The organism is Paenibacillus zanthoxyli JH29, from assembly GCF_000520715.1.
Lineage (GTDB): Bacteria > Bacillota > Bacilli > Paenibacillales > Paenibacillaceae > Paenibacillus_AQ > Paenibacillus_AQ zanthoxyli.
Genome location: NZ_ASSD01000576.1, coordinates 1 through 14,509 on the forward strand (window position 1 = coordinate 1; position 14,509 = coordinate 14,509).

Genomic DNA, 14,509 nt, shown 5'->3' on the forward strand with positions numbered 1-14,509 from the left:
CGTATTCACACCGAAGCTGCGAATCATCCGCGAATTGTCTCCCGTCGCCCGCAGGGCAAGGCCCAGGTCGGTGCGCAGGAACACATCCATCAGCAGCTTCACGGCGATAACGACGAACGGCATGACATACAGCGGATTCATCAGGGAAATCAGCGTGGTCTCGCCCATCACCGACACATTGGGCTTGCCCAAGATCCGCAAATTAATCGAATAGAGCGCGATCATCATCAGGATCCCCGACAGCAGTCCATTGATCTTCCCTTTAGTATGCAGCAGGCCAGTGCACAGTCCGGCTAGAATACCACCCGCGAGCGCCCCGAGCGTAGCCAGCCACGGCGAATAGCCATGGGTGATCATGACGGCGGCAATAGCGCCGCCAGTGGCAAAGCTGCCATCAACCGTCAGATCCGGAAAATCTAAGATCCTAAACGTAATATATACGCCTAAAGCCATTAAAGCATAAATCAGCCCCTGCTCTACCGCTCCAAGCATTGAATTCCACATGATGACTTCCTCCTTCAAACGGCAAGGGGCGCCTGTAAGAAAACGCCCCGGTTCACATCTTTTTATTGAATGATATCGTTGGTCTGGTCAACTACTTCTTTCTTCATGGCGTCGGTTACTTCAATGCCTTGAGCGGCTGCGGCCTTCAGATTAAGGATAACATCCAGCTTCTGCTGCACCGTCACAGGAAGATCACCGATTTTCTTGCCGTTCTTGAGCACTTCAACTGCCATTTGTCCAACTTGGTATCCGTGGTCGAAGTATTTAAAGCCGACTGTGGCAAAAGCGCCTCTCTCGACAGTGTCACGGTCGCTTGAGAAGAACGGAAGCTTATTTTTATTGGCTACCTGGATGATGGAATCAACCCCGCTTACAACTGAGTTATCCAGTGTAATGTAGAGCGCGTCCACCCGTCCAACCAAGGATTCGGCGGCTTGTTTGACTTCAGAAGTATTGGCCACCGGAGCTTTAACCAGCTCGATCCCATGCTTATCTAGTGCAGCCTTGGCTTTGTCCGCCATTGTAACGGCATTCGGTTCGCCTTCATTGATAATCAGCCCTAGCTTCTTCACATTTGGAAATTGCGCGGCGATGAAATCCATCAGTCTGATAATCGCCTCAGGGTTCGTATCCGACGCCCCTGATACATTTCCTCCCGGATGTTCAAGATTCGTTACAACTTTGGCATCAAGCGGGTCCGTTACGGCTGCAAACAATACCGGCGTATCGTTCTTGACCGCCTGCACAAGCGCTTGAGCGGACGGCGTTGCAATTCCGATGGTCAGGTCATTGTCTTCGCTGGCAATTTTCTGGGCGACGGACAAATTGTTGGCTGCATCCGCCTGAGCGTTCTCAAAGTCAACGGTAAGGTTCTTTCCTTCGACGATCCCCGCATCCTTAAGTGCGGCTATAATGCCGTCGTACGTCGCGTCCAGCGACGGATGCTCAACATACTGCGATACGGCGATCTTGTAAGTTTTGGCATCGGTGCTCTGCTCGGTGCTGCCCTGGGAGGCCGCAGCGCTGGTATTCGCCGCATTATTATTGTTACCGCAGCCTGCCGCTACGAGCATTACGCATAAACTGAGCCCCAGCCAAATTTTCTTCCTCTTCATGTAGATACCCCTCTTCCATATTTATTATATCAGCGCTTGCATCGAATCGTACGCCCAGCCCGCCGCTTTTACAGATAAAAGCAATAAAGTGTCAGCGGGCCGCAAACCGCGACCGTACCAGCTATCTATGAAACCATATTATATGTAGGTTCAATTTCCGTCAATCCGAAATAACACCCCCGCCAATCCCGGGTACCCGCATGCTCCTCAGTTCAGAGGGAATTCATTCTGATTATTCCTGACAGCCATTTCCTGAAACCCTATCACATAAAAAGAGGGCAGCGGAGCATACTGAGTTTACAATTTTGAAAAATGGAGCGTGAGAGATGTTCGGGAATCGAAAAAAAATAGTGTTCTTGACCTCCGCACTGTCTGCAGCCGTTCTGGCCGCATCAGCCTGTGGTAACGTTAGAAATGACGGACAGCTCCGCACAAAAGCGGTAAAGCCTTCGGTTCATTCAAGAAGTTATATCGAAAATCTTCCAGTAACTGATCCATCCGGCAAAACATGGGTCCCTCTAGAGGCAGCGGCCAATTCGCTTGGCTACCGTATTGAGGAAGAACCCGGCGGCGGCGGTTATGCCAAAATTGGATACAGCGATGTAATGTACAGAGTGCGCCCGGGTTCGGCAAGCGCCTTCTCGCTGGGTAAAGGCTGTACTCTCCCGGATGCGCCGAAACGGCAGAATGATAAAATTTACATGACGACTGAGGCGCTCTCAAAATTGTTTAATACGAAAGTCAGTTGGAATCCGGGAAGCGGTGAGATTTCCATCGTCCCCCCGAAAGAGCAAAGCACGGAAGGACAGCGCACAGCGGGTAAATCAGACAAACCATTCCGCATTCAGAGCCTATCCTCGTCACAAGCCAGCGAGTTAATCTCCTACGCCAAGAAATATCTGGGCGTTCCTTATGAGTTCGGAGCGGCTCCTTACGAGGAATCCAAGACATTCGACTGTTCTTCTTTTACCCGCCATGTCTTCAAGAAGTTTGGTGTCGATTTGCCGCGTCTGGCCAGGGATCAGGATAATGTCGGGACATCCATCAGCCGACAGCAGCTTGAGCCTGGGGATATGATTTTCTTTACCGTACCCGGCAGGTTCGAGAAAGATACGATTCCCGGCCACGTCGGCATTTATATCGGGAACGGAGAATTTATACACACCTGGGGCGATCCCGGAGTTCAGATCAGCAAGCTGGACAGCGGGTATTGGAGCAACGTCATTTTGCATATGCGGCGCGTCCTTTAGGACGTGCCTGCCAGCCCGCTTATCTCATCACGTCCCGTCCGGGTGCCCGCTCGAACCCTTTGAATCTCGTCCCTTGATAGGTTAGGTCTCCCCGGTCGCCTTCAACAATCAATCCGTACAACCGGCCTGGCACTTTAAGTTCAACCCTGTCACCGTTCAGGATTTCAAAGGTTACATAATAAGCTGTGCTTGAGCTTGAGTCTCCCGAACCTCCACTCACCCGGAAGCGTTTGGCAACGACCGTACAGGAAACCGTAAGCAGTTCGCTTGCATTGTTAGCCATCCACTGTTTAATTCCTTTGAAGATGGCATAAATAATTATAGAGAAAAATACCAAGAAAAAGATTTTGAAGAATACCGGCATATTATGCCAAAAGAGATCAAAAGCGCTAGGCTGCTCAAACGCAGCTGCCCCGGTCCATTCGCTCATATTCATTCCCCCTGCCCAATTATTTACATTATGTACGCGAAATGCACGGCAAGGGTTGCGCCCCGCCTCGTTTATTTGGATCTGAGAAGCCGCTATGTTATCATTATATACTAGATCGGCTAAGGAGGTCCCCTTTTGACTCAATATATAGATCTAAGAACGCGAACCAGGCTAATTCGGCTTGCATTCGCCATCATCCTTGCATGCGCCCTGCCCGCATCTGTCTTCGTGGATTGGAGCAGTCAGACAGCTGAAGAGAAAGGGACAAAGGGCATCGAACAGCAGGAGCGCCATTTTGCAGTATCACCCGCACGCCTGCATCCTCAGCAGCATGTTCCCTTCGCCTTATCCCGTCTTTCCTACGAACAAACCGCTCTCGCCTCGCTGGAGCTTTATCTTTTACCTCTGCTTTTCGCGTTATTTTATCCGCGTATCTATAATCTGTTGAAACGCTTGCTTCTGTATCCGCTTAAATTCACCTCAAATTATGTGGTTATCACATTCGGCAGCTGAATACATTGTGACGAATTAGTAAACTTACGAATACATCCGAGTTATTGGAGGCTGGATTTATTATGAACTTTAGAGAATGCGATTTGCCCGGAATCGGGAGAAAATTTGTGCTGCAGACCCGCAGCGGCGATAAGCTCGCTATTATTGTACATGATGACGGACGGCGGGAGCTGTATCATTTTGAATATGACGATCCGGATCAAAGTATTTCCATGGTTACACTGGACGACGACGAAGCCAGGTATATTTCGGCTATCATCGGAGGCGTCACATACAAGCCAAGGTCGCTTGAATCCATTGAGGTTGCGCTGGACGATCTGATTATTGAGTGGTACCGTCTGGAGCCGGGGTTTAGTTGTGTGGGCCGTACGATCGGCGAGCTTGATATCCGCGCCCGTTCCGGTGTGACTATAATAGCGGTCATCGAAAAAAATCACACCAAACATATCAGTCCCGGCCCCGAACTTAGACTGCCGGCGGACTGCCTCATTGTTGCCGCGGGAGAGAGAGAACAGCATAAACAATTTAGGCATATTTTGCGGAATGGATGTGGTTGATCGATGAACCATATCGTATTTGAAGTCGGACTGGCGATAGCGCTTGTGGCGCTGTCTGGATTGCTCGCCGCGAAATTCAGCTTCTCCGTCATTCCGTTTTATATTCTGGTCGGTATGGCGGTCGGACCGCATGCTTTTCAAATTTGGCACCTGGACTTCCGGTTTATCGAAAGCGCCGCTCTGATTGAATTTATGGGCAGGATTGGCGTTCTGTTCCTGTTGTTCTATCTCGGGCTGGAATTTTCCGTGGGCAGGCTGGTCAAAGCAGGAAAATCGATTGCCATGGGCGGAACAATCTATATTCTGATTAACTTCTCCCTCGGTCTGGTGCTGGGCTGGGGACTGGGTTTCCCGCTCGAGGAAATTCTGGTGGTAGCAGGGATTACGACCATTTCCTCCAGTGCAATCGTGGCTAAGGTTCTGGTAGACCTGAAGCGGACCGCTAACTCGGAAACGGAAATGATTCTGGGCATTATCATGTTCGAGGACGTGTTTCTGGCGGTCTACATCTCCATTCTTTCCGGCCTGGTGCTCAGCGGCTCCTCCTCCCTTGGCGGAGTGCTGCTGTCGGCCCTGATTGCGCTGGCCTATATGCTGGGCCTCCTTATCATTGGCCGAAAGCTGGTCCCCGTAATTAATAAGGCGCTTAATATCCGCTCCGGCGAACTATTCGCTCTCGTCATATTCGCCATTCTGTTCCTGGTGGCGGGCTTTTCCGAGACGATTCATGTCGCGGAGGCGATCGGAGCGCTGCTGGTCGGCTTAGTTCTTGCTGAGACAGAGCATGTCAAGCGGATTGAGAAGCTGATTATTCCGTTCCGCGATTTTTTCGGAGCCATCTTCTTCTTCAGCTTTGGTCTCACAATCGACCCGCGCACGCTCGGCGGAGAAGCCCTATGGTATTCGCTGGCTGCTGTAGTCGTTACGCTGCTGGGGAATTTCATTGCCGGCTTACTTGCCGGGCGCAGCGCCGGCTTGAGCCCGCGTGCTTCATCTAATATCGGCCTCACCATCGTATCGCGCGGCGAATTCTCCATCATTATGGCCAATCTTGGCAAAGCGGGCGGTCTGCTCGCCATTTTGCAGCCGTTCGCAGCCATGTATGTGCTGATCCTGGCGATTCTCGGTCCGCTGCTGACCAAAGAATCCAAATGGATTTACAGGATGCTGGATAAACTTTTTAAATTTGAGAGCAGGCACGTTAAGCGAATGGCCCAGAAGCGCACCCCTGCCTCTGAGGAACAATAGTTTTTGGAGCATTGATCCGCCTTATTTTTACAAGTTTGAATCGGATTTTGGCAAATGTGGACATAAAAAAAGCGTTCCGGCTGCGAGGCCGGAACGCTTTTTATGTCCGCTTTGCGGGAAATCTGCCATTGCAGCCACCGGACTGCTGAACACGGCTAACGGAACATCCCCCATAAGCGAATCAAGTGGAAGGTACTATTCGGGTCGATTTTTTGGGCAATGACGAATCTGACTATACTGTCCTCCTGATCAGAAGTGAGTCTTTCCCCCAGGATAGCCGAAGCATTCCGCACCAGTCTGCGCACCACGCCAGGGTCTTGAAGCTGCTGCTTGCTGACGCCGTTAATCAAATTCTTGACCCGTTCCTTGGCCGCCGGATTTTTCATCTTCGTCTTGATCCGCTCCACCAGCTGCGGGCTGATTCCATATTGCTGATAACTCAAGCTTGACGCACCTCCCGTCATATCCAATCTTTCTCAGTATATGACGGGACGTGTCTTCATGTGCCTCAATCGATCAGATCGCCTTGAAAAATTTGTTCTTTCTGGAGATAGCTTCGCAGCGGCGCAAACTCGGCGGATGTCCAGAAGCTGCCATCCTGAAGCAATTCGGCGGCATCGCCGCGCGCCTGCTCAAGAACGGCAAAATCAGCCGCAATGTCCGCGAGGTGAAACTCCGGCAGACCGCTCTGCTTCGTGCCGAAGAAATCGCCCGGCCCCCGCAGCTCGAGATCGCGCCGCGAGACTTCAAAACCGTCGTCCGTTTCGGTCATCGCCGCCATGCGCTCGCGTCCGACCTCCGATTTCGGATCGGCCACCAGCACGCAGTAGGAAGCATGCTCCCCCCGCCCGACGCGTCCGCGAAGCTGATGGAGCTGGGACAGGCCGAACCGGTCGGCGTCCATGATAATCATCAGGGTCGCATTCGGCACATCCACGCCAACCTCGACGACAGTCGTCGATACGAGGACCTGTACTTCATTATCGTAGAAAGCGCGCATGACCTCGTCCTTCTCGCCGGGCGTCATCCGGCCATGCAGCAGGCCCACCCGGTAATCAGGAAAAGCCTGGGACAGCTGAATATGCAAATCAATCGCGTTCTGCACATCCAGCTTGTCTGATTCCTCGATCAGCGGACAGATGATGTATGCTTGACGCCCTTGCCCCACCTCGCGGCGGACCAAATTCAGCACCCTCTCCATCATGTCCGGTTTCACCCAATAGGTAGAGATCGGAATACGCCCTTTCGGACGCTCGGACAAGGTAGAGACATCCATATCCCCGAAGACGGTTATCGCCAAAGTCCGCGGGATTGGGGTCGCCGTCATCGTAAGCACATCCGGATTGTAGCCTTTACGCCGCAAAATACTGCGCTGATTCACTCCGAACCGGTGCTGCTCATCCGTTACAACGAGACCGAGTTCCCTAAAGAACACGTCCTCCTGAATCAAAGCATGCGTTCCGACGACCACATCGACGAGGCCCATTTGCAGCGAGGCGAGCAGATCCTTGCGCTTGCGGCCGTTCACGCTTCCGGTCAGCAGCGCTACGGAAATGCCGAACGGCTCGAACATCGCCTGAAGCGATCTGCTGTGCTGTTCGGCCAATATCTCTGTCGGCACCATGAGCGCACCCTGAAAGCCCGAACGGACCGTCGCGAACAGCGCGATTGCCGCGAGCGCCGTTTTACCGGAACCTACATCGCCTTGAAGAAGCCGATTCATGCAGTAAGGAGAACGCATATCCTGCAAAATCTCAAGCTCCGCCGCCTTTTGGGCATTGGTCAGCTCGAACGGAAGACTGCGTACGAACTGGCGAACCGTGGCATTGTCCACGGTATGCACCATACCGTCCATCCTGCCCCGATTGAGCGTACGGAAAGCCTGAACCTTCAGTTGGAACAGAAACAGTTCCTCATATACCATCCTTCTGCGGCCCTGCTGACCTTCCTGTGAATCCTCGGGCTGATGGATCGTGGCGATCGCCCGTTTACGCGGCATAAAATCGTATTTTTGCATAATGGGCTGCGGCAAAATTTCAGGAATCATATCCCCAAATTGCAGCAGCGCCTGGGCAATTGTCTTGCGGAGCCAGCCTTGCGTAATTTTGCCGCCGACCGAGTACACAGGCTGCAGCGTTCCGGTCTTTCCTTCCCCGCGATCCGGAAATTCATAATCGGCGACTGTAATTTGCGACCGCTTCTGATCCCATTTTCCGCTGATGACAATTTGGCGGCCCGCCGTCAGCTGCTCACGCACATAGTGCCGGTTGAACCAGGTAGCCGTAAACATCCACGATCCCGTCATCATTTTGCAGCTAAGACGCGACTTCCCGCCAAACCGCTGAAGCACCGGGACGCCCATAACTTTGGCCTCGACCGTTACTTTATCCCCGTGCTTCACCTCGCTGAGCGATTTCGGCCGGTAGTCCTCATAGCGGAAAGGATAATACTCCAGCAAATCTTTCACCGAAAATATGCCAAAGGCGTGAAGCTCAGCCTGCTTTTGAGCGCTCACGCCACTTATTTGTTTAACCAAGGTTGTATCCAAAGACAGAATCATATTCATCCCTCATCTACGCGGGCCATACAAATACGGCAAGTGTGCCGTTGCCGACATGACTACCGACAACAGGCCCTACGTTAGTCAGCACTTTTTCCTCCAGTGTAAAATGCGCGGAGAGCTCCTCCAGAAATTCTTCACCAGCAGCTGGCTGAGCGGTGTGTCCAACAGCCACATTGATTTTACCCGTGCCCTGAAGATCTTTCTTGAACAGCTCGATCATACGGGCCACCGCTTTTTTTCGTCCTCTGACTTTTTCTACCGCATAGATAAAGCCTTCGTCGTCGATTGACAGAATCGGCTTAATATTGAGCAGTGTGCCAAGGAAAGCCGAAGCTTTACCAATCCTTCCACCCTTTTGCAAGTATTCCAGCGTATCCACCAGAAAATAAAGCTTGCGCGAGCGGCGAAGCCGTTCGACCGACTCCAGGATTTCCTCCGGGCCATTTCCTTCGGCAGCCAAACGGGCCGCATGAACCACCAGCAATCCGAATCCGTAGGAAGCGGATAAGGAATCGTATACGGTGATCCGGCCGCCTTCTTCCTCCAGCATCGATTTGGCGAGCAGCGCGGATTGGTAGGTTCCACTCAGTCCGGAAGAAATATGGAAAGATAATATCGGACTATCCGGATACTGCTCCAAAATATTTCGATACACATCCATATATTCAACCGGCGACGGCTGTGACGTGGTCGGCAGCTGCGGAGAAAGGGGAAGCCGCTCATAGAACTGTTCCGGCGTCATATCGATCCCGTCGCGGTAAGATTCCTCCCCGAACATGAGGGTAAGCGGTACGACATGGATGCCGTAAGCTTCCGCCATAGACGGAGGGATATCAGATGTGCTGTCGGTGACGATAACGGTATGATTCATAGTAAACCTCCCCTTCGCATCGTTACTGGGCTTAAGCTTCTACCGAGAATAAATAATAGTACAGCGGCTGACCGCCTTCGTAAATTTCAATTTCCGCATCGGGGTAATTCGCTGAAAGCCAGCCCTCTAACGCATCCGTATCCCGAGGATTGGCTTCTTGCCCTGTCAAAATAGTAATGACCTCGTCTCCGCTCTCCAGCATCTTGGACAGCAGCGCCTGGCTGGCAGACAGCAGATCCTCGGCGGCGGCAACGATTTTGGAATTGGAAATACCGATATACTGTCCCGCCTTAATGTCCATTTCCTCGTATTTGGTGTCCCTGACCGCATAGGTGACCTGTCCCGATTTCACCCGGTTAATGGCCTCCAACATTCTTTCGGTATTGCTGTCTGCCGACTCTTCCTCCTGGAAAGCGAACGCAGCGGCAATGCCCTGCGGAATACTCTTGCTCGCGATAACCGTAATTTCACGTTCGCCTTCCAGAAGTTCTTTGGACTGTTCAGCGGCAAGAACGATATTGGAGTTATTCGGTAAAATATAGATATGCTTTGCTGAAATTGACGAAACGGCGTTTACGAAATCCTCTGTACTCGGATTCATCGTTTGGCCGCCTGCCAGCACTACATCAATGCCTAAGCTTTTGAAGATTTCAGTAATCCCGTCGCCGGAGGAAACCGCGATAAAGCCATACGGCGCCAAATCATCCGCCGGGGGTACCGCGGGTGCCTCTACGCTACTTTTTTCTTCGGGAATATCTGCAAATACTTCAGGACTCGGGGCGATGTCCATCCCGGCTATCAATAAATCGCGGTGCTGCTCGCGCATATTCAAAATATGAATTTGGGTAATCTCCCCGTAGAGAAGCGCGAGATTCAACACTTCACCCGGAGCCTTGGAGTGAACATGTACCTTAATGGTGTCATCGTCAGAAATAACGATAATGGAATCGCCATTCACCGATAACGCTTTCCGGAATTGAGCCTCGTCAAACGCCCCAGCCTGGGGTCCTCCCAACTGGCGGTTGATAAAGAACTCCATGTCATATAAGAACTCGATATCCTCCGTCGACAGCCGCGACTGCGCCGATGCAGGCACATAGGCCGATTTTACCTCCGACTTGGTCAGCATTACTGCCTGCCCCGCAGGAACCGGCTCACGAGCGGCTTGTCCTTGTCTGGAATCCGTGAACTGCCCATTCAATAAAGATTCTAAAAAACCCTCATATATATAAACTAAACCTTGACCTCCCGAATCCACAACTCCCACCTGCTTAAGCACCGGTAGAAGATCCGGCGTTCCCGCAAGCGCCTCTTTGGCTTTGGCAAGCACTTCGGTCATCAGTTCATTAATATCAGTTGTCCGCCGCGCCAGAAAAACGGCATGTCTGGCAGCTTCCTTGGCGACAGTCAGGATGGTCCCTTCCACCGGTTTGACCACCGCTTTATACGCGGCATCCACACCTGATTGCAGCGCAGCCGCAAACTGTTGAGAATTCAATTCTTCGTATGCCGCAGCATAACGGCCGAATCCGCGGAACAGTTGGGACAAGATAACGCCGGAATTACCGCGCGCGCCCATCAGCAGACCTTTGGATAGAACGCCGGAACATTGTCCAACGGAAGCGGAATGATTTTTCCGCAATTCACCCACTCCTGCGGTCATCGTCAAATTCATGTTGGTCCCCGTATCCCCATCCGGAACCGGAAAAACATTTAGGGAATTCACGTGCTCCGCATGCTGCTGCAGCTTCTCAGCGCCGGCCAGTACCATCGCTGTAAAATCTATTCCGTTTATAGAACGCTTACTCAATGAAAATTCCCCTTCCTGCCTTCATGCCTCTTGTAGCTTACACAAACTAGACACAATGCACTAATCTATATTGTACTATAAGCAACTTCAGAAATAAATGTTTTTGAACCGGTTGACGGGGCATTTTTTACTGTGATATTATATTTAAGTATTGTTTTATGCAGGTGAACGCAACAAGGAGGTGTAATGATGTCCCGTAAATGTGCTGTAACTGGTAAGAAGCCGAGCACCGGCAACCACGTATCCCACGCCAACAACCGTAACCGTCGCTCCTGGGGAGTTAACGTTCAAAAGGTCCGCATTCTGGTGAACGGCAAACCGAAGCGTGTATACGTAAGCACCCGCGCCCTGAAGTCCGGTAAAGTAGAGCGCGTCTAGTTTCCAAACTTAATCTCAAACAAAAAGCACCCTTTACATCAGTAAGGTGCTTTTTTTCATGTTGCATGATTTCCCGTACGGCCCTCAGCTCTTCTGAAATGTGTTCAAGATCGCCTTCACAACCCCTCCCAAAAACTTCGGCAGCTTAAATGTATAAAATTTCATGTTTCACCCTCCGATCAATGCTGCAGCCCTCATTAAGACACAAAAAAGGCTACATGAGATTTCTGCTCATGTAACCATATTTATGCGACCGTAACTTGGCCTATACCTCCAGGACCTTTACTCCTGTTAGCGAGCTTCAGCCACCGCCCGGATCGCCGAAATGGCCGCCTTCCGGTCGCTTTGGCCGAAGACGGCATTCCCGGCGACCAATACATCCGCCCCAGCTTCGGATACGACACCCGCCGTCGCTTCGGCAATCCCTCCGTCCACCTCGATACGCAGATCATGGCCGATCTCTGACGCCCATTGGCGAATTTCCCGGATTTTATGTACGGTTCCAGGGATGAATGCCTGTCCGCCGAAGCCGGGGTTCACGGTCATGACCAGGACCAAATCGACATCCGCCAGTACCTCTCTGACGGCGGAGGCGGGTGTTCCCGGATTGATCGCCACACCGGCAAGCAGGCCATACTCCTTAATCTGATGAATCACCCGGTGCAGGTGAACGCAAGCTTCGGCATGGACGGTAATGACCGCCGCTCCGGCCGCCGCAAAATCGGCAATGTAACGTTCCGGCTTCTCAATCATAAGGTGAACGTCGAGCGGCAGGGAGGTATGAGCCGATACCGCCTTGACGATTGACGGACCGAGTGTAATATTAGGCACGAAATGGCCATCCATCACGTCCACATGAATCCAGTCCGCACCGGAGGCTTCAACCTCGGCCACTTCGGCGCCGAGTGCGGCGAAGTCCGCCGATAGTATGGAAGGAGCAATTTTAATCATATATCAGTACCTCCGCTTCTTGTCTTTCATTTCATTAAAAAACAGCTTGTAGTGCTCATAGCGGCTGTCCGAAATCTCTCCGGCCTCCCAGGCCTCGATTACTCGGCAGCCCGGTTCGTGAAGGTGGCTGCAGCCGCGGAATTTACATTCCGCCGCAAATGGAACAAACTCGCGGAAGCAGGAAGACAGCTCCTCTACTCCAAGCTCCAAAAAATCCAACTGGCTGAAGCCGGGCGTATCCGCCACATAGCCCCCATCGCCGATATCCATCAGCTCGACATGCCGCGTCGTGTGCCGTCCCCGCCCCAGCCGCATGCTGATCTCGCTGGTCTCCAGAGAAAGACCGGGAACCAGCCGGTTAAGCAGCGAGGATTTGCCTACGCCGGACTGTCCGGCGAATACGCTGATTACGCCTGCGAGCCGCTTCCGGAGTTCCTCGCTGCCCGAGCCCGTCCGCGAGCTTGTCACCATCACTTCATAACCAATCCGCTCATACAGTTCTTTAACATGAGCGATACCCTCCCCGTCCTCTTCCGCCAAATCCCGTTTGGTCAGCACGATGATCGTATCCAATCCGGAATGCTCGATATGCACCAGAAATTTATCGAGAAGCTGCAGATTCAGGTCCGGTTCCCGGACGGAGAACAACAGCACCGCCAGCGTAACATTCGCCACTGGCGGACGAATCAGTTCGGAATCGCGGGGATGGAGTTCATCTACCGTCCCCTCTCCATTCTCGGTCAAGGAATAAATGACCCTGTCACCGACCAGAGGAGACTGGCCCCTCTTCTTAAAAATACCACGGGCTCTGCACTGAACGATTTCATCCTCCGGAGAGATCTTTCCTTCCCGGAGCGGTTTCACATAATAATAACCGCTTAAAGCCTTAACGATTACACCTTCAGGCATGAACGAAGCCTTCCTCTCTTTGATTCGGCGGGTTCGATGGCAATCGTCTCCCCGTTTGCTGCAAGAGCGGCTGTTTAAGCGGCCGCTCTTGTCTTTGACTGGTTTTTGCGATTATTTCTTATCTTTACCTTTATGTTTGTTGCCGGAAGCGGTGTTCTGACTGTCACCTGATATGATCTGCGTACCACTCACAATGTCCCCCGTCTGATTGACTCCCGGCTCGCCTCCGGTATCCGGCGGAGCGCCATCCGTTCCAGGTGCGGTCACCGGATCTGCAGACGGTTCGGTCTCGGCAGGCGTCTCGGCCGGAGACGGCGATGGCGGATTGACCGGCGAAGGTTCGGGAATTGGCACCGTACCGTTCTTTGCATCCATGTACGAAACGGAATACGTATCGAAGAACTCTCCATCCCGGTACACCATGACAGCCCCTTCCTTATTTGGAGCGAGGATAAGGTTCACCGACAGCACCTGGGTTCTGCTGATCGTGCGGGTTCCCCAATCCTGTTTCTCGCCATTGTTGCGCGCATCGACAAATTCGATCCGAATCTTGGTCTTCTTCCCTTCCTGCACCGGAGATACCGGAAGATTGAATGTGTATTCCAGCGCTTCAGGCGGATAGCCGTCGCTGATGTATATGGTAATTTTCTCGCCAGGCAGCGCCGGTGCGCCTTTTTCATACGGCCATTGCCTCGTTATCTTGCCCTTTTCTATGGAAAAGCTGGATTCCCTCTTCACATCACCGAGCACAAGACCTAACTCCTCCAGCTTGGCTTTTGCTTCCGATTCAGTGAGGCCCGTTAAATCCGGCATCGTGATGCTCTCCTGGCCTTTGCTGACAGTGATCGAGATAGCAGCGGTTTCCGGATCATATTGGCTGCTTGCTGCCGGATTCTGCCGGAGTACCTCACCTTCCGCAATTTCTTTGCTGAACTCGCTGTTCTGTGTAATTCGGCTCTGCTCCACTCCTTGCGCCATCAGAGCTTTCACCGCTTCATCATAAGTCATCCCGGATAAATCCGGCATTAACGGGAGCGGTTTGGCGATGCTTACCTTAAGCGTGATAGTTGTTCCTTCTTTTACCGTCGTATCCGGCTCCTTGCTCTGCTCGAAGACGATCCCTTCGGCATAGTTAGGGTTGTACTCCGTCGTTACCGGCTCCTCCAGAACCAGTCCCGCTTCGGTCAGCTTGGCTTTGGCATCGTCCAGCGACAGATTGACCAGTTTCGGAACATTAACTTCAGGAACAACCAGCTTCGCGTTTACATACCATACCACCCCTGTCATTGCCAGCAGGAGCAGCAGCGTAAGCCCGATCCACAGCGCGGGCCTTCCCCAATCTTTTTTCTTATTGGCAGACGGGGGATCTTCCTCGCGGATCATTTTATCCTCGGCGCGGCTGCGCAAGCC

General features: G+C 52.3%; 16 protein-coding genes. 5 read left to right on the forward strand and 11 right to left on the reverse strand.

The genetic code is table 11. From position 1 onward, the window contains the following. Nucleotides 1-504: ABC transporter permease (locus tag L691_RS0122325; protein ID WP_025692522.1), on the reverse strand; the 504-nt coding region annotated here is incomplete at its 3' end. 62 nt (nt 505-566) lie between these two features. Beyond that, complete coding sequence (locus tag L691_RS0122330; RefSeq protein ID WP_025692523.1) at nt 567-1,619, reverse strand: ABC transporter substrate-binding protein; 1,053 nt, start codon at nt 1,617-1,619, stop codon at nt 567-569. 326 nt (nt 1,620-1,945) lie between these two features. Between L691_RS0122330 and L691_RS0122335 the strand changes: the two genes are divergently transcribed. Continuing rightward, nucleotides 1,946-2,869, forward strand: coding sequence for a C40 family peptidase (locus tag L691_RS0122335; RefSeq protein ID WP_025692524.1), 924 nt, complete (start codon nt 1,946-1,948; stop codon nt 2,867-2,869). Between the two features lie 19 nt (nt 2,870-2,888). Here L691_RS0122335 and L691_RS0122340 read toward each other — a convergent pair whose 3' ends face one another. After that, nucleotides 2,889-3,299 carry a DUF2500 domain-containing protein gene (locus tag L691_RS0122340; RefSeq protein WP_025692525.1) on the reverse strand — a complete coding sequence of 137 codons (411 nt, stop codon included), beginning with the start codon at nt 3,297-3,299 and terminating at the stop codon, nt 2,889-2,891. A gap of 135 nt (nt 3,300-3,434) precedes the next feature. Between L691_RS0122340 and L691_RS0122345 the strand changes: the two genes are divergently transcribed. The 3 genes from L691_RS0122345 (at nt 3,435) to L691_RS0122355 (ending at nt 5,617) form a co-directional block, all read left to right on the forward strand. Next, nucleotides 3,435-3,812: a hypothetical protein gene (locus L691_RS0122345; protein ID WP_025692526.1), complete on the forward strand. Its 378-nt coding sequence runs from the start codon at nt 3,435-3,437 to the stop codon at nt 3,810-3,812. Between the two features lie 62 nt (nt 3,813-3,874). After that, nucleotides 3,875-4,369: a cation:proton antiporter regulatory subunit gene (locus tag L691_RS0122350; RefSeq protein ID WP_025692527.1), complete on the forward strand. Its 495-nt coding sequence runs from the start codon at nt 3,875-3,877 to the stop codon at nt 4,367-4,369. Nucleotides 4,370-4,372: 3 nt separating this feature from the next. Beyond that, nucleotides 4,373-5,617 carry a cation:proton antiporter gene (locus L691_RS0122355; protein WP_025692528.1) on the forward strand — a complete coding sequence of 415 codons (1,245 nt, stop codon included), beginning with the start codon at nt 4,373-4,375 and terminating at the stop codon, nt 5,615-5,617. Between the two features lie 155 nt (nt 5,618-5,772). Here L691_RS0122355 and L691_RS0122360 read toward each other — a convergent pair whose 3' ends face one another. From L691_RS0122360 to L691_RS0122375, 4 genes are all read right to left on the reverse strand, one after another. Further along, nucleotides 5,773-6,060, reverse strand: coding sequence for a stage VI sporulation protein F (locus L691_RS0122360; protein WP_025692529.1), 288 nt, complete (start codon nt 6,058-6,060; stop codon nt 5,773-5,775). Between the two features lie 65 nt (nt 6,061-6,125). After that, complete coding sequence (gene recG / locus L691_RS0122365) at nt 6,126-8,177, reverse strand: ATP-dependent DNA helicase RecG (protein ID WP_036737751.1); 2,052 nt, start codon at nt 8,175-8,177, stop codon at nt 6,126-6,128. Nucleotides 8,178-8,190: 13 nt separating this feature from the next. Further along, entirely contained in the window at nt 8,191-9,051 is an 861-nt protein-coding gene (locus tag L691_RS0122370) for a DegV family protein (protein WP_025692531.1), read from the reverse strand. A 31-nt stretch (nt 9,052-9,082) separates the two neighbouring features. Further along, complete coding sequence (locus L691_RS0122375) at nt 9,083-10,861, reverse strand: DAK2 domain-containing protein (protein ID WP_025692532.1); 1,779 nt, start codon at nt 10,859-10,861, stop codon at nt 9,083-9,085. A gap of 189 nt (nt 10,862-11,050) precedes the next feature. Between L691_RS0122375 and rpmB the strand changes: the two genes are divergently transcribed. After that, on the forward strand, nt 11,051-11,239 hold the full coding sequence (gene rpmB / locus L691_RS0122380; RefSeq protein ID WP_025692533.1) for a 50S ribosomal protein L28: 189 nt from the start codon (nt 11,051-11,053) through the stop codon (nt 11,237-11,239). 84 nt (nt 11,240-11,323) lie between these two features. Here rpmB and spoVM read toward each other — a convergent pair whose 3' ends face one another. From spoVM to L691_RS0122400, 4 genes are all read right to left on the reverse strand, one after another. Then, nucleotides 11,324-11,404, reverse strand: coding sequence for a stage V sporulation protein SpoVM (gene spoVM / locus L691_RS29830; RefSeq protein ID WP_036592208.1), 81 nt, complete (start codon nt 11,402-11,404; stop codon nt 11,324-11,326). A 126-nt stretch (nt 11,405-11,530) separates the two neighbouring features. Continuing rightward, nucleotides 11,531-12,190 carry a ribulose-phosphate 3-epimerase gene (gene rpe / locus L691_RS0122390; RefSeq protein WP_025692534.1) on the reverse strand — a complete coding sequence of 220 codons (660 nt, stop codon included), beginning with the start codon at nt 12,188-12,190 and terminating at the stop codon, nt 11,531-11,533. A 3-nt stretch (nt 12,191-12,193) separates the two neighbouring features. Next, a complete protein-coding gene (rsgA, locus tag L691_RS0122395) occupies nt 12,194-13,099 on the reverse strand; it encodes a ribosome small subunit-dependent GTPase A (protein WP_025692535.1) in 906 nt (301 codons plus the stop codon). A gap of 111 nt (nt 13,100-13,210) precedes the next feature. After that, nucleotides 13,211-14,509 (reverse strand): PASTA domain-containing protein (locus tag L691_RS0122400; RefSeq protein WP_025692536.1); only part of this gene is annotated, 1,299 nt, incomplete at its 5' end.